Raw genomic sequence first — 23,380 nt, 5'->3', positions numbered from 1 at the left:
ACCCCGGTGACGTCTGTCAGGCGAAGGCTTCGCGCAGGGCGGGCAGCAGGGTCTTCTCCGACCAGTCCAGGTACGCGGGCTGGGACTCGCCGCCGATCTGGACCAGGGCGATCTCGGTGAACCCGGCCTCGGCGTACGGGCGTACGGCCTCGACGAACGCGTCGGGATCGTCGCCGCACGGGATGGACGCGGCGACGTCGTCGGGCGTGACGTACTGCGTGGCCGCGTCGAAGGAATCCGGGTGCGGCAGTTCCGAGTTGACCTTCCAGCCGCCGCCGAACCAGCGGAACTGGTCGTGCGCGCGCCGCACGGCCGTGTCGCGGTCGGGGTCGTAGCAGACGGGGAGCTGGCCCACGCGCGGCTTGCCCGTGCCGCCGTGCCGGTCGAACGCCTGGAGCAGCCCGGCCTCGGGCTCCGTGGCGATGACCAGGTCGCCGAGCCTGCCCGCGAGGGAGCACGACTGCTCGCCGGAGACGGCGATGCCAAGGGGCGGCGGGTCGTCCGGCAGGTCCCAGAGGCGGGCGGACTCGACGTCGTAGTGCGTGCCGTGGTGGTTCACATGGCCGCCGCCGAAGAGCGCCCGGATGATCTCCACGGCCTCTTCCAGCATCTCGTGCCGGACGTTCACGGACGGCCAACCGCCGCCCACCACGTGTTCGTTGAGGTTCTCCCCGGAGCCGAGCCCCAGCCGGAACCGCCCCTCGGACAGCAACTGCATCGTCGCCGCCTTCTGCGCCACCACTGCCGGGTGGTAGCGGAACGAGGGGCAGGTCACGTAGGTCATCAGCGGAATGCGTGACGTGGCCTGGGCGGCCGCGCCGAGCACACTCCACGCGTACGGTGAGTGACCCTGCGAGCGCAGCCACGGGAAGTAGTGGTCGGAGGTCACCGAGAAGTCGAACCCCGCGCCCTCCGCCCGCACCACGTGGTCGACGAGGTCGCGGGGGCCCGCCTGCTCGGTCATCATCGTGTAGCCGATTTGCACCATAATCGGCCGGGTCCCCGCCTGAGCGGATCAGAAACAGCCGACAGGAAGGTCAGGTGGTGGGAGCCGCCCGCCACGCTTCGAGCACGGCCTCCAGCTGCCGCAGCGGGTCATCGCCCACGAAGCGCAGGACGACCGTGTCGGCGCCGGCGTCCGCGAGCGCCCGGACGGCGCCGGAGGCCCCGGCGGCGTCGCCGGAGACGGTGAAGACCTCCTCCTGGGGACGGCCCAGCCAGGCGCCGTGCCCCTCGGTGCGGGGGTGGAGGGTACGGGCGACCTCGCCGGGGTCGTCACCGACGCACGCGAAGGCGAAGACGGTCAGTGTGTGGTCGGCTGTAGCGCCTCCCTTGGCTACGAGCTCACGGGTGTGCTCCAGGTCGCGCGGCCCGTGGCCCTCGGCGATCAGCGTGCCGTCGGCGACGCGGCCGGACAGTTCGAGGGAACGGGGCCGCACCACGCCCGCGACGACCGGCGGGACCTCGGTCGGCGCGTGCACCAACTCGACTCCGTCCAGCTGCACTTCACGCCCCGCCAGTGCTACGCGCTCACCGCGCAGCAGCGCGCGCACGGAGGTGATCGTCTCCTCCAGGAGCGCGAGCGGGGAGCGGGGCGCGACACCGACCTGGGCCATCCATTCCCGTACGCCGTGCCCGATGCCGGCCACCAACCGGCCGGGGAACACCCGGGCCAGCGTGGCCAGTTCCATCGCCAGCAGCACCGGGCTGCGCAGCGGGGCCGGAGTGATGCCGATTCCCACCCGCAGACGCCGTGTCGCGCCCAGAGCCACGGCCGCCGCCGTGACGCCGCCGTTCCAGCCGAGGTCCTCCACCACCCACAGGTCGTCCACGCCGAGCGACTCGGCCCGCCGCGCGAACTCCGGCAACCCTTCCGGGGCCCAGTCGCGGTCGTACATCACACCGATCCGTACGTTCGTCATACGGGCGAACCTACGTGGCGTCAGGCGAGCGGATCAACGGCGTATCCGCCCCGCGCCCGGACCGTGGACGGCAACGTCCAACCCACACCCACACCCACACCCACACCCACACCCACACCGACCGACACCGACACCGACAACCGGCGAAACGCCGTGTGCGTCCTACTGGGTCCGCGGAGGCGTCCCACCGCACACAATGAGCCACCGACGAACCTGGGAGGAACCGCAGTGGCCGACTACTCACTGACCCTCGACGACTCGGAGATCGCGCGCTACCGGCTCATGGCCGACATCGCCGAGCGGCGCGAACGCGAGTTGTGGGCGGCCGCCGGGGTGGCGCCCGGGGCGCGGATCGCGGACGTCGGATGCGGGCCGGGTGCGCTGTCCGTGCGGTTGGCGGACATCGTCGGGCCCGAGGGTGGCGTGTGGGCGGTGGACCGCGACGCCGACGCGCTGGCCGTCGCCTCCGCGCTCGCCGAGCGCACGGGCGTCCGCGTGCACACCGGCACCGGATCCGCCGACGCCACCGGCCTGGCCGAGGGCACCTTCGACGTGGTGATGCTCCGTCATGTGCTGGCCCACAACGGCGGCCGGGAGCAGGCGATCGTGGACCATCTCGCCGAGCTGGCCAGGCCCGGCGGCGGCATGGTGTACCTCGTCGACGTCGACGCGACCGGTTTCCGGCTGCGGGGCGCGCCCGCCGCGTACGACGAGATGCACGAGCGCTACCGCGAACTGCACCGGCGCCGGGGCAACGATCTCGCGGTCGGGACCAGGCTCGACGAACTCCTCGCCTCGGCCGGACTCGACGTGATCGCCTACGAGGGCCACATCAACGTGATGACTCCCCCGCCCGGTATGCGCGGTCCCGCCTGGGCGGCCCGTGACGCCCTGCTCTCCGAGGGGCTGGTCACCGCGGACGACATCGCCCGCTGGGACGACGCGTTCGCCGACATCGGACAGGACCTCAGCGGCCTGCGGTTCTTCGGCAACACCTATGTCGCCGTCGGCCGCCGCGCCTGAGGGGGGTCACTCGAAGGAGCAGCCCGGGTTCGGGGCGTCCTCGGAGAACGGGGAGCCGTGGGGCAGGACGTACAGGACGACCAGGACGAGCGCGGTGTCGCCCAGGTTGCGGCCGATGTGGACGTAGTCGGGGCCTGCCGGTTCCTGGATACGGTCGCCGGTGCGGTAGACGCCGTCGGTCTCGCAGGTGGAGTCGTAGTGGCTGAGGGTGCCCTGCTTGACGACGCCGTACAGCGGTCCGTCGTGGTAGTGCCAGCCGGTGGCCTGGCCGGGCGGGATCGTGACCTCCCGCAGGACGTAGTCGGTGCCGTTCACGGTGGTCCGGCTGAGGACCCGGCCGCTGACGCCCGGTCCCGCCGGCGTGGCATGCGCGGTGCCGCCCCATACGAGGGCGGTGGCCGCCACCGCCCCGGCGACAGCGGTACGGAACGTGCGGCGCATGCGGGCCTCCTGCAAGGCGAGTGAGCACGGTGAGGGCGAGGAAGACGGTGAGGACATGGTCGTCGCCGTGAACATGGGCTGTTTCAGGGGCTGTTGGACCCTCCTTCGGTGAATCCGCACACGTCCTGGCGAAAGTCGACGCGTTCTCGTCGACGGCCCGTCGGCCACGCGGGGTCGCCCGGCCGAGCGGACTCGGCCGGGCGGCGAGCGGGCGCGTCAGTCCACGATCACGTCCGGGAGCGCCTCCGGGGTCCGTCCGACGAGCAGTCCGCCGAAGTTGCCCTCGACCTCCGCCTTCTCCGCCGCGTTCGGATACGGGTTCTTGCACGCGGTGCCGGCGGTGGAGCCGGACATCAGGCTGGAGCACGGTCCCGGCTTGCGGTCGGGCAGGCCCAGGATGTGGCCGAGTTCGTGGGCGGAGATCCGGATCGTGTCGTAGCCCTGGTCGACGGCCTGGCGTCCGATGTAGACGGTGCCGCTGCCCAGGGTGGTGGGCAGGGCGCGCGGCCAGCCGTTGTCCGCGAGGACCCGGATGTTCGCGCGTTGACCGGCCGCGGCCGGCCGCAGCTCGACGGTGTCGACGCTCTCGTTCCAGATGGCGGCGCCCCGGTCGACGGCGCTCCTGAACTCCGCGGAGCCACCCGCGTCGTAGGTGAGGACCCGGGCGGCCACGGGGGCTGCGGCCGTGTCGGGGGCGGCGGCCACCGCTTGGCCGCCGACGAGGGACAGGGGTACCAACAGGGCTGCTGTCAGGCCGCCGGTCAGCGTACGGATGTGCATGATCGACCTCCTTGTGGGGGAAGGTTAGTCGTGCTCATGACACTACTGAGCTGCCCGCCGGGGACGGCGATGAATCCGTCGATCCGCCCGCCCGGAGGTGGAGTTGCCGCGTGGCGCGTCAGGCGGACGGGAGGGGCGGGCGGTGCACCGGGGTCGCCCGGTCCGTGAGAGCCTTGCTCCGATCATGGATGGATCGATCGGTGTCGAGGCCGGAGGACAGGACATGGCGATCAACCGGCCGGGGCTGGGCGAGGATCTGCCGTCGGCGGAGGTGTTGTGGGCGCGGTGGGCCCTGATCGCCGTGCTGGAGGCGACCACCGAGGACGAGGGAGAGGGCATCCACCGCACGGGGACCTGGGTGGACGATCAGGGACTCCATCTGGACGACTGCGGCTGTACGTGGTGGGGCTTCGCCCCGCGCGGTGAGAGCCGGTACGTGCTCTACGGCGAGGACGAGTCGAGCGGGGTCAAGTGGCACGAGCCGCCGGTCGACATGTTCGTCGGCGCGCCCGACTGGCTCCCCCACGACCAGCTGCGGGATCTGCTGTCGGGTGATCAACTGGGCTGTGTCTACTGGTTCGAGAACGGCGGCTGGGCCCGCGCCCCCTATCCGGCGAGCCTCGGCGACGACGGACTCGACTGCGGCATGAGCCGCTTCGTCGACCGGAAGGACGTGCTCAGGACGATCGCCGACGAGGACCACGGCGCCATGTCCACGCAGGACGCCGAGACCCTCTTGGAGCACGCCGAGAACTACCGGCTGACGCCGGACCTGCTGATGTCGCTCGTCAACGAAACGGACTGGCGCGAGCTGGACCGGCCCGCGATGACCAGGGCCCTGCGTCTGGCGGGCCTGGACCGGACGTAGACATGTCCCGTGCCGCCCGGTTGGCCCACAACCTGCACGACTGGCTGGGCGTTCGGATCGGAGCCGGTGACGAGGCGGCCGAGGGGGCCTGCGCTATGGTGGAGGAGGAGCTGGAAGCGGGCGTGTCGTTCATGAACGACCACGGGCTGCTGCACTTCGACGCGCACTTCCAGAACATCCTCACCGACGGCCGACGGCTCTACTTCGCCGACTACGGCCTCTCCCTCGCGTCGAGCTTCGAACTCACCCGGGCCGAGGCGGACTTCTACGACGCGCACCGCTCCTACGACCGGTACTACACCGCCACCCATCTGGTGAACTGGCTGGTCGTCGCCCTGTACGGGTGCGCACCGGAGGAACGTCAGGAGTTCGTGCGGGCCTGCGCCCGGGGCGAGTTCCCGGCAGGCATGCCCCCGGCGATCGCGGCGATCCTCCGTCGTCACGCGCCGGTCGCCGTGGTGCTGGGCGACTTCCACCAGCGCTTTCGCCACGAGAGCCGGACCACCCCGTACCCGCTGGAGGCACTGAGCCGGGCCCCGCACGGGGACGCGCGGGGCCCGGGGTCGGGTGGGCGGGTCAGGGGCAGCTGAGGCGGGTGTCGCCGGCGTCCGTGGTGCAGGTGTCCGTGTGGGGGCCGCCGTTGGCGGTGTCGTTGCCGGAGACCTGGTCGACCGTGTTGAGGTTGTCGGTGCCGAAGTTGCCGATCAGGTTGTCCGTGCCGGGCCCGGCGTTGAGGGTGTCGTTGCCGTTGCCGCCGTCGACGCGGTCGTTGCCGTGACCGCCGTGCACGGTGTCGTTGCCGGAACCCGCGTTCACGGTGTCGTCACCGCCGAGGGCGCAGATCACGTCGTTGCCGAAGGTGCCGGTGAGGGTGTCGTTGCCGCTGGTGCCGATGCGGGTGCAGCCACGGGAGTTGTTGACCGTGGTGGTCGCGGTGGCGGTGTTGTCGCCGGTGTTCGGATCGGTCTGGGTCGCCCCGACCGTCACCCGGTCGGTGAGGGTGCCGGTGGCCCGGGGCTCGGCGGCGATGGTGACCGTGGCGGCGGCTCCCGGGGCGAGGGTGCCCAGGGAACAGGTCGCGCCGGTCGCGGTCGTGGTGCAGGTGCCGGAGGTGGTGGTCGCCGAGACGACCGAGGCGGCGACCCCGCTGAACGTGTCGGAGAGGTTCACGTCGGCGGCGGAGGTCGTGGTGCTGTTGTTGGTCACCCGCACGGTGTAGGTGGGCCGGTCACCGATGGCGGCCGTGGCCGGACCGGTCTTCGTCACCGACAGGTCCACTCCGGTGGGAGGCGGCGGGACGCTGCCACCGCCCTCGAAACGGGCCAGGGCGAAGTCGGCGTTCGGCCCTCCCCCACCCGCGGCGACGATCCCGCCGCCGGACTGCAGGGCCAGGCCCCGAGCGCTGTCGCTGCCGCCGAAGTCCGCGGTCGCGACGCCCCCGGTGCCGAAGCCGGTGTCCAGGCCGCCGTCGGGGTTGTGGCGCAGCACGGCGAAGTCACCGTTCGTCCCGCCGGCGCTGACGATCCGTCCGTCCGGCTGGAGGAGCATGTCGGAGGCGAAGGCACCGGGCGTGAGGACCCTGCCGTCACCGTCGAAGCTCGGGTCCAGGGTGCCGCTTGCGGTGTACCGGGCCAGGGCGACCCGGGCGTCGCTGGAGCCGCCGGCGACGATCCTGCCGTCGGGCTGGATCGCCAGTGCCCGCACGCCGTCGTAGCCGCCGAAGTCGGTGCGGACGATACCGGCGGTGCCGAACCCGTTGTCCACGGTGCCGTCGGCGTTGAGGCGCATCAGCACGAAGTCGAAGCTGGTCGATCCCACCTCGCCGCCGACGACGATCTTCCCGTCAGGTTGCAGCGCCAGGCTGCGGGCGTCACCCCCCGCCTCCTGGGTGTTCGGGTTCGGGTCGACGGTCACCACCCCGTCACCGCCGAACGATGGGTCGGGGGTGCCCTGGTCGTCGAAGCGGGCCAGCGCGATGAAGCCGCCGCTGTAGCCGGCCGCCACGATCCTGTCGTCGGCGTCGATCGCCACGTCGAGGGCCTCGGTCGGACCGCTGATCTCGGCGAAGACCCTGCCGTCGTCGCTGAAGGTGTCGTCCAGGGAGCCGTCGGGGTTGTAGCGGGCCACGACGAACCAGCAGCAGTCCTCGTACTCCCGCCAGCTCATGCCCGCCACGACGATCTTGCCGTCGGGCTGCAGCGTCACGGCGTTGGCCTCGCTCCACTGGAAGTTCGGGCCCATGTTGTTGATCGGGGTGGTGACCCTGCCGTCGCCGTCGAACCCGGTGTCCAGGGTGCCGTCGGGGTTGTGCCTGGTCAGGGCGAAGTGGCTCTCCGTCACGGAATAGTCGGCGGAGGCACCGACCGACACGATCTTCCCGTCGGACTGTACCGCCACGTCGCCCGCGTGATCGTCGTCGGCGAAGCCGGTGAGCACCCTGCCGTCGCCGCTGAAGCTGGGGTCCAGGTCGCCCGGGGCCGCGGCGGCGGTGCCGGGGAAGGACAGCAGGAGTGCCAGGACGGTGGCGGCGACGGTGCCGGCCCGGGCCCGGGAGGACCGGCGGGGGCGTTCACCAGATCGCCGCCACGCCGGTCGCGCAAGAGGTGTGAGCATGTGCGACAGCCTTCCGCCCTTCGCACACGCGGACGGACGCCCGCTGCGGCATTGCACCCGCCCGGCTGCGGCGATTCCATCCGGCTGGGCGAGTACGGGCGAAGACGACCAGGCGCAGCAGCGCGAAGCGTGCGACGCCGGTGAGGGCCGAGGCGGACAGGTAGACGGCCTGTTCGAGCGCCGGCCCGGGCGCCGCGGCCAGTTGGTGCAGGACGAGCATCGCGCCGCAGGTCACCGCGTACGCGGCCGCCGCGGAACCGGCCGACTGTGCGTGCTGACGCCAGGTCGCACGCCCGCCCGCCCCGAAGGTGAAGCGCGCGTGCAGTTCGGTGGCGAGCAGCGTGGAGGCGACCGTGATCAGGGCGTTGGCCAGGGCCCAGGGGACCCAGGAGGCCAGGGCCGCGACGGCGAAGCTGGAGCCGAGCCCCACTCCCCCGCCGCACAGCACGAAGCGGGCGAACGCGGTGCGGGCGGCAGGGGTCGCCTGCCGTCGGCTGTGTGCTGTCTCCATGGCCTGCCCCCAGATAGCCCTGTCGTTTCTCAATACGGAAACGCTACGTTGCGTTTATATTTTTTGCAACGGAAGCAATGCACAGGGAGGTAATAAGAGCAGCTCACAAGCTGTAATTCATTGCAACGGACTTACAATCAACGCAACGATTCCGGCCAGTGCCGTTGCAACCAGTGCAGGTGAACGCTATGACTCCAGGGCGCGCGCACCCGGGGCGCAGGTGTCCCGCAGGGCGGCCCGCTCAGCGGCGGGCAGAGTGGCGGCGGAGCCGCGCCGGCCATGCTTGAGCAGAGCGGCTCCGGCGTGCAGCGAGTTCGGACCACAGGGTGCCGAAGGTCCGCAGGGGGATGTGCCGGTCGCGCACGAGGGACGGGTCGAAGCCCGTCACGTACCGACTCGTGAAGAAACCCGGTCCCGCCTTGCGTTGGCACAGGCCAGTGGCGGAACGTCGGGGTTGGTCCCGCCGCCACCCCTGCTGGACCGTGCCGTGCCATCGCGACGCGAAGACCGCCGGCCTGACCACCATCCGCACGGCCCTGGCCGCCGCCGTCGAGGCCGGCTGCGACGCGCTCTAGGCTGCCGCCCGGAGACCACGCGCGCGCCACCGCGGGCGATCGCTGGCCAGAGACGGTTGACCAGCGCGTAGTGACCGAGGTGGTTGGTGGTGAACTGCGCCTCCCAACCCGGACCGACCCGCGTCTCGGGGCAGGCCATGACCCCAGCGTTGTTGATCACCATGTCGATCGTGCGGCCGGTGTCCAGGAAACGGTCGGCGAAGCTCTGGACGCTTTCGAGGTCGGACAGGTCGAGGTCATCGGTCTCCACACTGTCGATGCCGCTGACCGCCTTCCGCGCGGCCGTCCGTCGCCGCGCGGGGACGATGACGCGGGCTCCGGCATCCGCCAGTGCGCGGGTCGTCTCCAGACCGAGTCCCGAAGCCACCAGTGACGATCGCGGTGCTGCCGGACAGGTCGATCCCGCTCAGAACGTCGTCAGCGGTGCTGCGGGCGCCGAAGCCCGATCCGATCTTGTGCTGGAGTGTCGTCATGACGGAGACGCTGGGTGCTGAACTGCGCTCCAGGGCAAGGCAATTGGGCGGATGGCTTTGTTCACAGGCTGCGGCTCCGGTCCGCACGGCCGGTACCAGAGAGCCAGACCATCGGTGATCTCTGCTGCCTGGGCGGGGCCGCTGGGCCGGCGACGCCCACCAGGAACGAGGCGGCGGTCACGGCGGCGAGAGCGCCCGGCCGGAACCCCCTGCGGACCTGAGGTCTCAGGCTGCGCAAGGGGTTCACATCCCTATGAGTTCGAACAAGGTTCGATGTGTCGGACGGCTTAATGAGTGGAGGTGCATCGGGAAGGCTCGTGGCAGGGGAAGCCGGCACCGCCCGCGCCGGCACCGGCTTCCCTGTTCCGTGCGGGTCAGTTCGTGACGCGGAAGGTGGCGTCGCCGCGTCCGGTGGCGGTGGTGATCGGGTCGAGCCTCAGTTTGTAGGCGTAGTGGCGGATGTAGCGGTCGGGGTGGTTGTAGGACTGGAAGGAGGACCAGGTGGAGTCGGCGAGGCCGCCGACCTTGCGGAAGGTGGCGTCGGCGGCGAACTGGGCGGTGCCGTCGTTGCGGACCAGCTGGAAGTCGTAGTTGGCGTGGCGCAGGAAGTATCCGGGGTTGTTCACGGACTCGAAGGAGACGGTGCCGGTGCCCGCAAGGCCGGGCCGCAGCCGGAACTTGGCGTCGTCGCTGGTGACGTTCTGGTCGATGAGCACGTCGAAGTTGGCGTGCCGTACGTAGCGGTCCTGGAAGTTGAACGACTGGAGCCGCTGGGCGGGGGTGTTGGCGTACCGGGCGAGGACCCGGGTCTCCTCGGCGGCGGTGAGGTTCATGATCGAGCCGTGCCGCTTCTTGTTGACGCCCATGCTGTAGCTGCCCGATGCCGGGAGCTGGTAGGTGCCGGTGGCGGAGGGGTTGGTCGTCGTGACCGGCATGTAGCCGCGTCCTGTGGCGTACTGGTCGAGGTAGAGCGCCCACTCGTTGCGGTCGCGGAACTTCATCCACATCGGGCCCTCGACCGTGTTGCCGGGTCCCTGCGTACCGGTCACGCCGATGCCCAAGAGGTTGCCGAGGGCCGTCCAGGTGCCGAGGATCGAGTTGCTGCCCTCAAGGGTGATCTGGCCGTCGCCGGAGGCGCGAACATAGCGGTAGTCGCCGACGCCTGAGGGCACCTCGACGATCTGCGTGTCGATGAGTTCCTGGGTGCCGGGGCGGTCGATGTAGATCTGCGGGGTCGTGATGGTGCGGAAGTCGCTGGTGCGGGCGTAGAAGACGCGGTGCTTGGTCCTGCCGTTGAGGGGCACGTTCGTCGACCAGTACAGGACGTAGTCGTTGCTCTGGGGGTCCCAGATAGCTTCGGGGGCCCAGGCGTTGCGGCCGTCGGGGATCGCGCCGGCGACGTTGAGCAGCCACGGCTCCGACCAGGACACCAGGTCCGACGACTCCCACACCACCAGGTTGCGACTGCCGTTGTTGATGGAGTCCGACCACGACTGGCCGCAGCTGATGCACAGGTCGGTCGCGATGATCCAGTACTTGCTGCCGTCTGGGGATCTCACGAGTGCGGGGTCGCGCACCCCCTTCGTGCCGACCGTGGAGCGCAGGATCGGTGCTCCGCCGTTGAGGTCGTTCCAGCGCAGGCCGTCCGCGCTGTGAGCGAGGTACATCTGCTGACCGCCAGACCCCTCACCGGTGAAGTGCAGCATCAGATAGCCCGGGTCGGCGGCCTCCGCCCGCTGAGGTGCGGCCAGCGACTGGGAGGTGAAGAAGAGGCCCACGGCGAGGAATATCGCCGCGAGCCGGGTGAACAGCCTTGCCATGTGCGTGTCCTGTCTTTGTTGCGGGTGCCGGGACGGGGTGGAAGCGGGGTGCGGGGTGCGGGACGCGTGACCACGCAAGCCACAGGCTGTGCCGGTCGTGCGTCGTGCGAGTAGGTGGGCTGTTTCACGTCGCGGAGCCGAAGTGAGGGCGAGCCGGGCAGTTCTGGCGGGTGACAATTCGTTCGACATGTCGGACATTGTTCGTGAGTTCGGCAAAAGTTAGGGCTTGGTAAAGGCAGGCGTCAAGAGGGGTGGAGACCGCAAACAGCGTCGGTCTCTCCGGTATCTCCGTCCCCCGGCCTCGGAAGCCCTGCCCTAGGAGACGCACCGGTTCCTCGCCCAATAACGGAAAACACGCGACGGACGAAGGCCTGCGGCGGCGCCTGAGAAGCGGCCCACACAAAGCCCGAGAATCCACTCGGCGGCACGCCGGCACCCACACGGCCAGACCGGAAGCTCACGTCCCGGACTCGACCTCACCCAGCTGGGCCATGTGCACGCAGCGGAATGAGCTCACGAACATCCGTTCGAAATGCGTGACAGCGCCATCGAGCCGCTGCGCCCCCGTACCGAAGACGAAGGGCAGAGAAAGTGTTCCCCTTTCGGTGTGGAGGCCGGCCCCGGCGGGTGGCCCCGCCGGTTCAGAGGTGACCGGGGTGGCGTCGCACGCCCACGAGGACCATGCCGACACCGCCGAGCGAGTCGAACACAGCCGCGATCGCCAGGAGTTGACGGTTCGGTGGGTGCGCGCCCGGCCCCTTATGATCTTGGGCATGACTGTGCAGAACGTTGACAGAACCCTCTCCCGTAAACAGCGGCTTCAGGAGAAGCAGCGCCGCCAGCTGTCGGTCGTCGACACCGTGGACAAGGCGGAGGGCAAGGTCCGCAAGGCCGAGGCCGAGCTCGCCGTGGCCGTCACCGAGGCGGTGCAGGTGTTCGGGGACGAGCAGTCGGCGTCCGACGCGCTCGACATGTCGGTCGAGGCGATCCGGCGTTTTCTGCACATGGCACGCAGCGAGGCGGGCGACGCCGACACCCCGGCCGAGGCTACGGCCAAGTCCTGAGCGGGCGTCGCCGTCCGGTCCCGAGTCCCGCCGAGTCCCGAGCCCGCACCGCCGCCGAGTCCGGGGTCCGCATCGCCGCCGAGTTCGGGGCCCGCGTCGCCGTCAGGGCCGGCGCGGTCGCACCCTGACGTCGGTGCCGTTCACCCGGACGGTGACCCTGCCCCGGCTCCGCGCCCGGTCGGCCACGATCCCGTACGACGTGATCTTGCCGTCGCGCCACTCGCAGCCGACCTCGTAACCGCCCCGGGCGCGCAGACCGAAGAAGGAGCCCTCGGCCTTCCACGCCTCCGGCAGGGCGGGCAGCAGATGGATGCTCCCGTCGTGGCTCTGCAGAAGCATCTCCGCGACGGCCCCCGAGATGCCGAAGTTGCCGTCCATCTGGAACGGTGGATGGTTGCAGAACAGGTTGGGCAGTGTGTTGTGGCTCAGCAGGCCGCGCAGCATGATCCCGGCGCGATGCCCGTCGCCGAGGCGGGCGAAGAGGGCCGCGCGCCACGGCCAGGTCCATGAGCGGCGGCTGTCGCCCGACACGGTCGCGGCCGTGAACGGCACCCCGTCCTTCTCTCCGCAGCGCGCTTTGAGGGAGACGAGTGCCGCGGCCGCGAAGTCGGGTGTCCTCGGGGTGATCTGGCGGCCCGGGTAGACCGCGAAGAGGTGCGAGGTGTGGCGGTGGATGTCGGTGGGGCTGTCGATGTCCTCCTGCCACTCCTGCAACTGCCCCCATCTGCCGACCTTGTTGGGCGCCAGACGGGCCTGCATGTCCGCGACCTCGGCCCGGTACTCGGGGTCCGCGTCGAGGACCGCCTCGCAGTCGAGGTAGTTCTGGAACAGGTCCCAGATGATCTGCTGGTCGTACATGACGCCGTCCTCGCGGGGCCCGTGCTCCGGGGACCAGCCGTTCGGCGCGACGAGGAGTCCGTCCGCGCGCTCCTTGAGCTGGTCCTCCCAGAACGCGCAGATCTCCTTGATCATCGGGTACGCAAGGGTGCGGAGGTAGGTCAGGTCCTGGGTGAACGCCCAGTGTTCATAGAGGTGTTGGGCGTACCAGGCGCTCGCGACAGTGTTCCACTCCCAGGCGTTGCCGCCGAAGACGCTCTGGCTGGTGCGGGCGGTCCACCCACGGGTGTCCGCGCCGAAGGCGTTGCGGGTGGCCACCCGGCTGGGCACCGCCACCTGCTCGATGAATCCGACGAGCGCCTCGTGGCACTCCGCCAGGTTCGTCGTCTCGGCTCCCCAGTAGTTCATCTGGATGTTGATGTTGGTGTGGTAGTCGGCGGCCCAGGCCGGCTGATTGCTGTCGTTCCACAGGCCCTGGAGGTTGGCGGGCAGGCCTTTCGGGCGGGAGGAACTGATCAGCAGGTAGCGGCCGTAGTCGAACATCGTCTGTTCGAGGGTCGGGTCCTCCCCGCCCGCCGCGTAGCGTGCGAGCCGGGCGTCGGTCGGCAGGGCGAGGACGGCGTCCTCGGAGGTGCCCCAGTGGACCGAGACGCGCTGCATGAGGGCGCGGGTGTCGGTGGTGTGCCGCTTGCGCAGTGCGGCGTAGGAACGGGCGGCGGCCTTGTCGAGCGCCCGGTCGACGGCAGCCTGCGGATCGGCTCCGCGCCACCCGGCGGCGGCGTCGAGCCGGTAGTCGGTACGGGCGTCCAGGAGCAGGGTCAGCGTCGTGCATCCGCTGAACCGGAGGACCGACCCGTCGGCGCTGAAGTCTCCGTCGGTGTGCACGGCCCGGACCGTGCACGCGTGCTTGAGGCCGTTGCCCATGACGCCCTTGAAGGCGATCCGGCGGGCGTCGGCGTCCACGGTGGTCGGGGCCCGTTCCTGACCGGAGGTCAGCGAGATCGCTCCGGAGAGTCCCTCGGGTGCCTCCGTCGTGTAGTGGAAGACCATGACGTCGGCGGCGCGGCCGGCGAAGGCCTCCCGGACGACGCGCCGCCCGGGTGCGCCGAAGCGGGTGACGTGGACGCCGTCGACGAAGTCGAGGGCGCGCCGGTAGTCGACGACCGTCTGCCGGGTGCGGGTGTCGAAGTCCTCGCCCGCGAGGGCGATCTCGGCGATGCTGCAGGCTCCGGCGGAGGCGTCGGGGGTCAGGGTGAGCCGGTAGACGCGGTAGGCCGTGGTGTTGGTGAACCGGCAGGTGCGCGTCTCGCCCCGGTCGGCGAACGGCCCGCCGGGCCGCCGCGTGTCGAGGGTCACCCAGGTGCTCCCGTCCTTCGACGCCTCCAGCGTCCAGTGCCGGGGGTCCTCCTGGGGGCGGTCCGGGGCCGCCGTCAGGGTGTACGAGGTGACGGCGACCGCGCGGGGCAGGTCGGCCTGCCAGACCAGCGCGGGTGAGGTCCCCGCGACCCGCCAGACCGTGGCCGGGTCGCCGTCCACGGAACGTGAGATGTCCGTGGACCGGGCGCCGGAGCCGGACCCCTGGGAGGACTCCTCGGCCTGACCGCTCGGCGACGACAGGTACACCGCCCCGGACGCGCCGAGGTCGACGCCGGTCAGACCGATCCCGCCGATCTGGAAGTGGCCGGCACCGGCCTTGGGCACGAAGTCGAACCGGTAGAAGCGGTAGGCCCCCGGGTTCGCGCAGGTGAACCGCTTCGTCTGGAAGCGGTTCTCGAAGGGCGCCGCGAGCGTGCGGCTGTCCAGCACGGTCCAGGCGGCGCCGTCGGCGGAACCGGAGAGCGTCCACTCCTGCGGGTCGCGCTGCGGCACGTCGTCAGCACTCGTCAGGCGATACGAGGCGACCTCCACGGGGGCGGGGAGCTCGACCTGCCACAGCACCTTCGCCCCGGGGCCCTCGACGCACCACTTGGTGGCCCTCTCGCCGTCGTACGTCTTGTCGACGCCCTCGGACGGAGAACTGCTGTACGGGCCCCCCGGAGCCGTGACCTCGGCCCGGGGCACGGCGGCGAAGGTGATCACGAGGTCGCCGAAGTCCCGGTACGAACCGAAGCCGTTCATGCCGGTGTCGAAGTCGCTGTCCGGTCTGCCGGCGAGGGCGTTGTCGTAGTCGTTCGCCCCGCCCCACAGGCTCTGTTCGTTGAACTGGACGCGCTCCTCCTGAGGGTCGGCGAAGAGCATGGCGCCGAGCCGGCCGTTGCCGATCGGCAGGGCCTGCGCCTCCCAGCTCATGGCGGGGACGGTGTAGCCCAGGGCGTCGCGGGCGAGGGCACCGCCGAACTTGAGAAGGCCTCGTCGCCGCGGTGGGGATGCATCGATCACGGTGAGGACTCCCGGCCCATTCATCGGCTCTCTCACTGAGGCTTCGGCGCCACATCGACCTCGATCTCGGGACTCGCTCATCGTTGCCGGAAATACATCGGATGTCTAGGGGTGCGCGAAGGAGCATGACGACACGGTGGAGTCCGTTCCACCCGTTCATGTGCCGGTTACGGCCCTGACGCCGGCCCTCAGGTCGATGCGGTGCTCGCCCGCGTACACGTTCATGGAGCCACCGCGCAGGAAGCCGACCAGCGTCAGCCCGGTCTCCGTGGCGAGGTCCACCGCGAGGGAGGACGGCGCGGAGACGGACGCCAACACGGGGATGCCCGCCATGACGGCCTTCTGGGCGAGCTCGAAGGACGCCCGGCCGGAGACCAGCAGGATGCTCCCGGACAGCGGCAGTCGACCGGACCGGAGGGCGCGGCCGACCAGCTTGTCGACGGCGTTGTGCCGGCCGACGTCCTCCCGCAGGTCCAGCAGGTCGCCCTCGGGCGAGAACAGCCCGGCCGCATGCAGGCCGCCGGTCCGGTCGAACACCCGTTGCTCGGCCCGCAGTCGGTCGGGCAGGAGGGCCAGCAGCTCGGGGGTGACGCGGACCGGAGGGGTGTCGGCGAGGGGCCAGGCCGCGATGGTCCGTACGGCGTCGAGACTGGCCTTGCCGCACAGGCCGCACGAGGACGTGGTGTACACGTTGCGTTCCAGCGTGATGTCCGGCAGCGGCACGCCGGGGGCGAGTCGCACGTCGACGACGTTGTAGGTGTTCCGGCCGTCCTGGTGGGCGCCCGCGCAGTACACGATGTTCGCCACGTCCGAGGCCCGGCTCACGACGCCCTCGCTCACCAGGAATCCGGCGGCGAGGGCGAAGTCGTCGCCGGGTGTGCGCATGGTGATGGCCAGAGGTCTGCCGTTGAGGCGGATCTCCATCGGCTCCTCGGCGACCAGGGTGTCCGGTCGGGTGCTCGGTGCCCCGTCCCGGATCCGCAGCACGCGCCGTCGTTCGGTGACCCGTCCCATGACCTCACTCCCAGATCTGTCGTCGGAGCCGCGGCCGGTGCGCCGCCGCGCTCAGCACTCGACGGCGCTCAGCACTCGATGACGTTGACGGCGAGGCCGCCGCGGGCGGTCTCCTTGTACTTGACCTTCATGTCGGCGCCGGTCTCCTTCATGGTCTTGATGACCTTGTCGAGGGAGACGTGATGACGGCCGTCGCCGCGCATCGCCATACGGGCGGCGGTGACGGCCTTCACCGCCGCCATGCCGTTGCGTTCGATGCAGGGGATCTGGACGAGGCCGCCGACGGGGTCGCAGGTGAGGCCGAGGTTGTGCTCCATGCCGATCTCGGCGGCGTTCTCGACCTGTTCGGGGCTGCCGCCGAGGACTTCGGCGAGTCCGCCGGCTGCCATGGAGCAGGCGGAGCCGACCTCGCCCTGGCACCCGACCTCGGCGCCGGAGATGGAGGCGTTCTCCTTGAAGAGGAGGCCGATGGCCCCGGCGGCGAGCAGGAAGCGGACGATGCCGTCGTCGTCGGCGCCCGGCACGAACTCCAGGAAGTAGTGGAGGACGGCGGGGATGATGCCGGCCGCGCCGTTCGTCGGGGCGGTGACGACCCGGCCGCCGGCGGCGTTCTCCTCGTTCACGGCCATCGCGTAGAGCGTGATCCACTCCATGGCGCGGGCCGACGGGTCGCCCTCGCTGCGCAGGGCTCGGGCGGCCGCGGCAGCCCGGCGACGCACCTTCAGACCGCCGGGGAGGATACCCTCGCGGCCCAGGCCGCGTGCGATGCATGCCTCCATGACGTGCCAGATCTCCAGCAGGCCCGCGCGGATCTCCTCCTCGGTGCGCCATGCCTTCTCGTTCTCCAGCATCAGCGCGGAGATGGACAGGCCGGTCTCCCGGGTGAGCCGGAGCAGTTCGTCGCCGGTGCCGAACGGGTGGGGCAGCACGGTGTCGTCGACTTTGATCCGGTCCGTGCCGGCCGCTTCCTCGTCGACCACGAAACCGCCGCCGACGGAGTAGTACGTCTTCTCCAGCAGGGGTGCACCGTCGGCGTCGTACGCGAAGAGGATCATGCCGTTGGCGTGGTACGGCAGGGAGCGCCGGCGGTGCAGGACCAGGTCGGCCGAGGTGTCGAAGCCGATCTCGTGCGCGGGGCCGATCTCGGCGCCGAGGAGACGGAGGCGCCCGGTGGCGCGGATCCGTTCGACGTCCGAGTCGGCCCCGGCGACGTCGACCGTGTGAGGCTCGTTGCCCTCCAGGCCGAGCAGCACCGCCTTGGGAGTGCCGTGCCCGTGGCCGGTGGCACCGAGGGAACCGAACAACTCCGCCCGCACGGCGGCGGTCTGGGCCAGCGCTCCGTCCTGCTTCAGCCGCCTGACGAACATCCCGGCGGCGCGCATCGGGCCCACGGTGTGCGAGCTGGACGGGCCGATGCCTATGGAGAACAGGTCGAAGACGCTGATTGCCACGCCACGCTCCGTGGGTTGGAGGGGGCGTGCCGATCGGTTCCGGCACGCCCCCTGCGGGAGGTTGTCTCTTACAGGCCGGGGTAGAGCGGGTGCTTGTCGGCGAGTGCCTTGACCCGGGTCCTGAGCGCCTCGGCGTCGTAGGCCGGCTTGAGCGCCTCGGCGATGACGTCGGCGACCTCGGTGAAGTCCTCGGCGGTGAAGCCGCGGGTGGCCAGGGCGGGCGTGCCGATGCGCAGGCCGGAGGTCACCATCGGCGGACGCGGGTCGTTGGGGACGGCGTTGCGGTTGACGGTGATGCCGACCTCGTGGAGGCGGTCCTCGGCCTGCTGTCCGTCCAACTCGGAGTTGCGCAGGTCGACCAGGATCAGGTGCACGTCGGTGCCGCCGGAGAGCACGTCGACACCGGCCTCGCGGGCGTCCGGGGCCGTCAGCCGCTCGGCGAGGATCTTCGCGCCCTCGACCGTGCGCCGCTGGCGCTCCTTGAACTCCTCCGACGCGGCGACCTTGAAGGACACCGCCTTCGCGGCGATGACATGCTCCAGCGGACCGCCCTGGAAGCCGGGGAACACCGAGGAGTTCAGCTTCTTCGCGAACTCCTTCTTCGCCAGGATGATGCCGCCGCGCGGTCCGCCGAGCGTCTTGTGGGTGGTCGAGGTGACCACGTCGGCGTGGGGCACCGGGTTGGGGTGCAGCCCGGCCGCGACCAGACCCGCGAAGTGCGCCATGTCCACCCACAGACGGGCACCGACCTCGTCGGCGATCCGGCGGAACTCCGCGAAGTCCAGCTGACGGGGGTACGCCGACCAGCCCGCGATGATCACCTTCGGGTTGTGGGCCTTGGCGAGCTGCTCGACCTCGTCCATGTCGACCAGCCCGGAGTCGTCGACGTGGTAGGGAACGACGTTGAACTGCTTGCCCGAGAAGTTGATCCGCATGCCGTGGGTGAGGTGGCCGCCGTGCGCCAGGTCCAGCCCGAGGATCGTGTCGCCGGGCTGGGCGAGGGCGAACAGCGCCGCCTGGTTGGCCGAGGCGCCCGAGTGCGGCTGGACGTTGGCGTACTCGGCGCCGAACAGTTCCTTCACCCGGTCGATGGCGACCTGCTCGGCCACGTCGACGTGCTCGCAGCCGCCGTAGTAGCGGCGGCCCGGGTAGCCCTCGGCGTACTTGTTGGTCAGGACCGAGCCCTGTGCCTCCAGTACCGCCACCGGAGCGAAGTTCTCCGAGGCGATCATCTCCAGGGTCGACTGCTGACGGTTCAGCTCGGCGTCGACGGCGGCGGCGACCTCGGGGTCGAGGTCGTGCAGGGACTGGTTGAACAGGGTCATCAGCGGTCTCCTGGGCGGGTTCCGGAGGGAGGAGGTGAGGGCGGGACGCTCCCGAACGGGACGCTCCCGAGCGGGGCGCTCAGGACACGGCGACCGCGGCGACGGGGACGAGGGCGCGGCGGAGCCGGTTGAAGAACTTCGGCTGGTTGAGCGAGAGCACGGCCACCGGCTCGCCCTGGTGGCGGTAGACGGCTGTGAAGGTACGGCTGTCCAGATCGCCCTCGACGACCTCGGGCACGGCGCCCGGGGCGACGTACCCGGCGAGCTGGATGCGGGTGCGGTACTGGTCGGACCAGAAGTAGGGGGCGGTGAGCGGGGCGGGCGCGGGCACGCCGGTCAGCAGCGTGCGGGCGGCGGTCTTCGCCTGCTCGGTGGCGTTGCTCCAGTGCTCGACGCGGGCGTGCCGTCCGGTGAACGGGTGGGGGCAGCGGGCCACATCGCCGACGGCGACGACACCGGGGACGGTGGTCGCGCAGCCGGTGTCGCACACCACGCCGTCGTCCACCAGCACTCCGGAGCCGGCGAGCCAGTCGGTGTTGGGCCGGACGCCCACGCCGACCACCACGATGTCGGCGGGCAGCACCCGTCCGTCGGCCAGCCGGACACCGGTGACCCGGTCCTCGCCGAGGAGTTCGGCCACGCCGGTGCCGCACAGCAGGTCGACGCCGTGGTCGGTGTGCAGGGCGGAGCAGACCAGGCCCATCTCGCGGCCGAGTTGCCGCTCCAGCGGTACCTCGGCCGCCTCGACGACCGTGACGTGCAATCCCAGCCGGTGGGCGGTGGAGGCCACCTCGGCGCCGATGAAACCGGCGCCGATGACGACCAGCCGGGGCAGGCCGTTCAGCAGCTCCGACCGCAGGGCCAGGGCGTCGTCCAGGGTGCGCAGGGTGTGGACGCCGGCCAGTCCGTCGGAGCCGGGGAGGGTGCGCGGGCTCGCGCCGGTGGCCACGACCACGCCGTGGGTGCGCACCTGGCGGCCCCCGGTCAGGGTGACGGTCCGGGTGGCGGGGTCGAGGCGCACCGCCCGTTCCCCGAGCAGCCAGTGCACGTCCAGGTCGTCGTACTCGTCGGGGTCGCCGAGGGCGAGCGCGTCGGCGTCGAGTTCGCCCTTGAGGAAGTCCTTGGACAGCGGCGGACGGTCGTAGGGAGCATGGCGCTCCTCCCCCACGACGACGATCTCGCCGTCGTAGCCCTCTGCGCGCAGCGCGCGGATCGTGCTCAGGCCCGCCAGCGACGCTCCGACGACGGTGATGCTCCTCATGCGGGCTCCAGACGAGGGGATGTCTCACATGGCACAACGACGCGCGTTATGTGCAACATGGTTTCGGTGGATTTCCGGGGTGTCAAGGGGACGGCGCGGGGTCAGTGCGCGGGGCCCACGTCGAGCTTGTTCTGCAGCCAGGTGTGGAACTCGCCGATGTGGTGCTCGCTGGGCACCAGCACACCGCCGTTGGCGTAGGCCTTCGAACTCATCGCCGGCTGGGTGCGTTCGCAGGCGTCGAAGTCCTGCTGGTTCACGCGGTGGAAGAGTTCCACCGAACGCTCCACGTCCTTGCCGCTCTCGACGACGTGCGGCAGGTAGAGCCAGTCGCACTCGACGATCGTGCGGTCGGCGGCCATCGGGTACATCCGGTGGAAGATCACATGGTCGGGCACGAGGTTGATGAACACCTGCGGCCGCACGGTGATCGCGTAGTAGCGGCGGTCCTGGTCCTCGGCCACGCCCGGGATGCGGTCCAGCCCTTCGGAGCCGTCGACGGTGAACCCCTGCACCTCCTCACCGAACTCCGCGCCGTGGCCCACGTAGTACTGGGCGGCATACCCGTCAGCGAACTCCGGCAGCACCTCGGTCAGTTCGGGGTGGATCGTGGCGCAGTGGTAGCACTCCATGAAGTTCTCGATGATGAGCTTCCAGTTCGCCTTCACGTCGTACGTGATCCGGCGCCCCACCGACAGGTTGTCGATGTCGTACCGCTCGATCGACTCCAGGTCGCCGAGCCGCTCGACGACCGCGCCCAGCACGTCGGCCTCGAAGGACGGCGGCTCGTCGGCCAGGCACACCCACACATAGCCGAGCCACTCCCGCACATGGACGCCGACCAGGCCGTACTCGGTGCGGTCGATGTCCGGCATCGAGGTCAGGTTCGGCGCGGCGATCAGCTTGCCGTCCAGGCCGTACGTCCAAGCGTGGTACGGGCACTGGAAGGCCCGCTTGACCTCGCCCGACTCCTCCAGGCAGAGCTTGGCCCCGCGGTGCCGGCAGATGTTGAGGAATGCCTTGACCGAGCCGTCCCGGGAGCGGGAGACGAGCACGCTCTCGCGGCCGACCTGGTAGGTGCGGAAGGCGCCGGGCTTGGCCAGTTCGGAGGCACGGGCCACACAGAACCACATGGCCTCGAAGACCCGCTCCTGCTCCTGGGCGAAGACTCCGGGGTCCGTGTAGTACTCGCCGGACAGCGTGGGGATCAGGCTGGGCGGCAGATTCGTGAGGGTCATCGAGTCACCTTCGGAAGATTCGGGAAGCGGGGCGGGCGGTTCAGTGGCCGCGGGTGATCCACTCGTCGAGGTGGGGCGCCTCGGCCCCGATCGTGGTGGTGTCGCCGTGACCGGTGTGGACGGTGGTGTCGGCGGGGAGCGCCAGCAGCCGGTCCCGGATGGAGGCGATGATGGTGCCGAAGTCCGAGAAGGAGCGTCCGGTCGCGCCGGGGCCGCCCTGGAAGAGGGTGTCGCCGGAGAACAGGGCGTTCAGCGCGGGCGCGTGGAGACAGACCGCGCCGGGCGAGTGGCCGGGGGTGTGCAGCACCGTCAGCTCGACGCCGGCGACGCCCAGGGTCTCGCCCGCGGCCAGTTCACGGAACTCGGGCGCTCCCTCGCCGTGGGCCATCTTCCACAGGACGGTGTCGGCGGGGTGGAGCAGAATGGGCGCGCCGTGCCGGGCGGCCAGGGCCGGGGCGGCGTTGACGTGGTCGTTGTGCGCGTGGGTGCACACGATGGCGACCAGACGGCGGTCGCCGACGGCGGTGGAGATGACGTCCACGTCGTGGGCCGCGTCGACGACGAGCACCTCCTCGTCGTCGCCGATCAGCCAGACGTTGTTGTCGACCTCCCAGGTGCCGCCGTCCAGTTCGAACGTGCCGGAGGTGACGAGGCGCTCGACGCGGGCGCTCACAGGACCACCACCGAACGCAGGACGTCGCCGTGGTGCATCTTGGCGAACGCGGCCTCGACGTCGTCCAGGCCGATGGTCTCGGTGACGAACTCGCCGAGGTCGAAACGGCCCTGGAGGTAGAGGTCGATCAGGGCCGGGAAGTCACGGGAGGGCAGGCAGTCTCCGTACCAGGACGACTTCAGGGCGCCGCCGCGGCCGAAGACGTCGAGGAGGGGCAGTTCGAGCTTCAGCTCGGGCGTGGGGACACCCACCAGGACGGCGGTGCCGGCCAGGTCGCGGGCGTAGAAGGCCTGCTCGAAGGTCTCGGGGCGGCCGACCGCGTCCACGACGACATCGGCGCCGAACCCGCCGGTGAGCTCGCGGATCGCCTCCACGGCGTCGGTCTTCGAGGAGTCGACGGTGTCGGTGGCGCCGAACCGCTCGGCCCACTTCAGCTTCCGCTCGTCGACGTCGACGGCGATGATGCGGCCCGCTCCGGCGACCTTGGCGCCCGCGATCGCGGCCATGCCCACTCCGCCGCAGCCGATCACGGCGATGGAGTCACCGCGTCCCACGCCACCGGTGTTGACCGCGGCGCCGAATCCGGCCATCACACCGCAGCCGAGGAGTCCGGCGGCGGCCGGGGAGGCCATGGAGTCCACCTTGGTGCACTGCCCGGCGGCGACCAGGGTCTTCTCGGCGAAGGCGCCGATGCCGAGGGCCGGGGAGAGCGGGGTGCCGTCCGCGAGGGTCATCGGCTGGGTGGCGTTGTGCGTGGCGAAGCAGTACCAGGGCCTGCCTCTGCGACAGGCGCGGCAGGCGCCGCAGACGGCGCGCCAGTTGAGGATGACGAAGTCGCCGGGGGCGATGTCGGTGACGCCCTCTCCGACCGACTCCACCACGCCCGCCGCCTCGTGGCCGAGCAGGAACGGGAACTCGTCGTTGATTCCGCCCTCCCGGTAGTGCAGGTCGGTGTGGCAGACACCGCAGGCCTGCACCCGCACCAGCGCCTCACCGGGGCCGGGGTCCGGCACCAGCACGGTCTCCACCGAGACCGGGGCGCCCTTCTTGCGGGCGACGACGGCGCGTACCTCGTGTGTCACGGTCGATCTCCTCGTCGGGGGAGGGAGGGAAGG

At 70.7% G+C, this 23,380-nt stretch carries 18 protein-coding genes and 2 pseudogenes; 4 read left to right on the top strand and 16 right to left on the bottom strand.

The annotated features are described in order from the left end of the window. Nucleotides 1–16: 16 nt before the first annotated feature. The gene (locus GWK25_RS22975) at nt 17–988 is read right to left on the bottom strand and encodes an LLM class F420-dependent oxidoreductase (protein WP_215452548.1); all 972 of its coding nucleotides are present in this window, start codon (nt 986–988) and stop codon (nt 17–19) included. Between the two features lie 49 nt (nt 989–1,037). Then, nucleotides 1,038–1,922 carry an LLM class flavin-dependent oxidoreductase gene (locus tag GWK25_RS22970; RefSeq protein ID WP_215452546.1) on the bottom strand — a complete coding sequence of 295 codons (885 nt, stop codon included), beginning with the start codon at nt 1,920–1,922 and terminating at the stop codon, nt 1,038–1,040. A 228-nt stretch (nt 1,923–2,150) separates the two neighbouring features. Here GWK25_RS22970 and GWK25_RS22965 point away from each other — a divergent pair, with 228 nt between their 5' ends. Continuing rightward, a complete protein-coding gene (locus GWK25_RS22965; protein WP_215452544.1) occupies nt 2,151–2,945 on the top strand; it encodes a methyltransferase domain-containing protein in 795 nt (264 codons plus the stop codon). A 6-nt stretch (nt 2,946–2,951) separates the two neighbouring features. Here the strand turns inward: GWK25_RS22965 and GWK25_RS22960 are convergent, their stop codons facing one another. Both GWK25_RS22960 and GWK25_RS22955 read right to left on the bottom strand, forming a co-directional pair. Next, on the bottom strand, nt 2,952–3,386 hold the full coding sequence (locus GWK25_RS22960; RefSeq protein ID WP_215452543.1) for a cupin domain-containing protein: 435 nt from the start codon (nt 3,384–3,386) through the stop codon (nt 2,952–2,954). A gap of 216 nt (nt 3,387–3,602) precedes the next feature. After that, nucleotides 3,603–4,166, bottom strand: a complete 564-nt coding sequence (locus GWK25_RS22955) for a snapalysin family zinc-dependent metalloprotease (RefSeq protein ID WP_215452542.1) — start codon at nt 4,164–4,166, stop codon at nt 3,603–3,605. A gap of 184 nt (nt 4,167–4,350) precedes the next feature. On the opposite strand from GWK25_RS22955, the gene GWK25_RS22950 reads away from it, so the two are divergent. Next, complete coding sequence (locus GWK25_RS22950) at nt 4,351–5,034, top strand: hypothetical protein (RefSeq protein ID WP_251828994.1); 684 nt, start codon at nt 4,351–4,353, stop codon at nt 5,032–5,034. Between the two features lie 20 nt (nt 5,035–5,054). After that, a pseudogene (locus GWK25_RS22945) lies at nt 5,055–5,624 on the top strand (protein kinase family protein); the annotation flags it as partial. Here the strand turns inward: GWK25_RS22945 and GWK25_RS22940 are convergent. From GWK25_RS22940 to GWK25_RS22920, 4 genes and pseudogenes are all read right to left on the bottom strand, one after another. Further along, nucleotides 5,611–7,647, bottom strand: a complete 2,037-nt coding sequence (locus GWK25_RS22940) for a DUF11 domain-containing protein (RefSeq protein WP_215452541.1) — start codon at nt 7,645–7,647, stop codon at nt 5,611–5,613. The pseudogene GWK25_RS22945 and the gene GWK25_RS22940 overlap by 14 nt on opposite strands. Further along, on the bottom strand, nt 7,604–8,158 hold the full coding sequence (locus GWK25_RS22935) for a GtrA family protein (RefSeq protein WP_215452540.1): 555 nt from the start codon (nt 8,156–8,158) through the stop codon (nt 7,604–7,606). Before GWK25_RS22935 ends, GWK25_RS22940 begins: the two co-directional genes overlap by 44 nt. 585 nt (nt 8,159–8,743) lie before the next feature. Next, nucleotides 8,744–9,206: pseudogene (locus GWK25_RS22925) on the bottom strand (SDR family NAD(P)-dependent oxidoreductase); the annotation flags it as partial. Between the two features lie 374 nt (nt 9,207–9,580). Beyond that, entirely contained in the window at nt 9,581–11,026 is a 1,446-nt protein-coding gene (locus GWK25_RS22920; protein WP_215452538.1) for a glycoside hydrolase family 43 protein, read from the bottom strand. Nucleotides 11,027–11,799: 773 nt separating this feature from the next. On the opposite strand from GWK25_RS22920, the gene GWK25_RS22915 reads away from it, so the two are divergent. Further along, nucleotides 11,800–12,090, top strand: coding sequence for a hypothetical protein (locus tag GWK25_RS22915; protein ID WP_215452536.1), 291 nt, complete (start codon nt 11,800–11,802; stop codon nt 12,088–12,090). A gap of 102 nt (nt 12,091–12,192) precedes the next feature. On the opposite strand, the gene GWK25_RS22910 is transcribed toward GWK25_RS22915, so the two are convergent. The 8 genes from GWK25_RS22910 to GWK25_RS22875 all read right to left on the bottom strand — a co-directional run bounded on the left by GWK25_RS22910 (nt 12,193) and on the right by GWK25_RS22875 (nt 23,347). Then, nucleotides 12,193–15,306 (bottom strand): glycoside hydrolase N-terminal domain-containing protein, encoded by a 3,114-nt coding sequence (locus GWK25_RS22910; protein ID WP_215452534.1) that lies wholly within the window; start codon nt 15,304–15,306, stop codon nt 12,193–12,195. Nucleotides 15,307–15,462: 156 nt separating this feature from the next. Continuing rightward, on the bottom strand, nt 15,463–16,320 hold the full coding sequence (gene fdhD / locus GWK25_RS22905; protein WP_215452532.1) for a formate dehydrogenase accessory sulfurtransferase FdhD: 858 nt from the start codon (nt 16,318–16,320) through the stop codon (nt 15,463–15,465). A gap of 68 nt (nt 16,321–16,388) precedes the next feature. Then, the gene (locus GWK25_RS22900; protein ID WP_215452530.1) at nt 16,389–17,771 is read right to left on the bottom strand and encodes an L-serine ammonia-lyase; all 1,383 of its coding nucleotides are present in this window, start codon (nt 17,769–17,771) and stop codon (nt 16,389–16,391) included. A gap of 68 nt (nt 17,772–17,839) precedes the next feature. Next, a complete protein-coding gene (glyA, locus tag GWK25_RS22895; RefSeq protein ID WP_215452527.1) occupies nt 17,840–19,096 on the bottom strand; it encodes a serine hydroxymethyltransferase in 1,257 nt (418 codons plus the stop codon). 79 nt (nt 19,097–19,175) lie between these two features. Continuing rightward, entirely contained in the window at nt 19,176–20,357 is a 1,182-nt protein-coding gene (locus tag GWK25_RS22890) for an NAD(P)/FAD-dependent oxidoreductase (RefSeq protein ID WP_215452525.1), read from the bottom strand. Nucleotides 20,358–20,458: 101 nt separating this feature from the next. Continuing rightward, nucleotides 20,459–21,592, bottom strand: coding sequence for an aromatic ring-hydroxylating dioxygenase subunit alpha (locus GWK25_RS22885; RefSeq protein WP_215452523.1), 1,134 nt, complete (start codon nt 21,590–21,592; stop codon nt 20,459–20,461). A gap of 40 nt (nt 21,593–21,632) precedes the next feature. Next, nucleotides 21,633–22,265 (bottom strand): MBL fold metallo-hydrolase, encoded by a 633-nt coding sequence (locus tag GWK25_RS22880; RefSeq protein ID WP_215452521.1) that lies wholly within the window; start codon nt 22,263–22,265, stop codon nt 21,633–21,635. Then, nucleotides 22,262–23,347, bottom strand: a complete 1,086-nt coding sequence (locus tag GWK25_RS22875; protein WP_215452519.1) for an S-(hydroxymethyl)mycothiol dehydrogenase — start codon at nt 23,345–23,347, stop codon at nt 22,262–22,264. The genes GWK25_RS22880 and GWK25_RS22875 overlap by 4 nt, the downstream gene beginning before the upstream one ends. Nucleotides 23,348–23,380: the final 33 nt, after the last annotated feature.

Source organism: Streptomyces sp. ATCC 21386 (assembly GCF_018728545.1).
Classification (GTDB): Bacteria; Actinomycetota; Actinomycetes; order Streptomycetales; family Streptomycetaceae; genus Streptomyces.
This window is presented reverse-complemented; position numbering and strand designations above follow the sequence as displayed.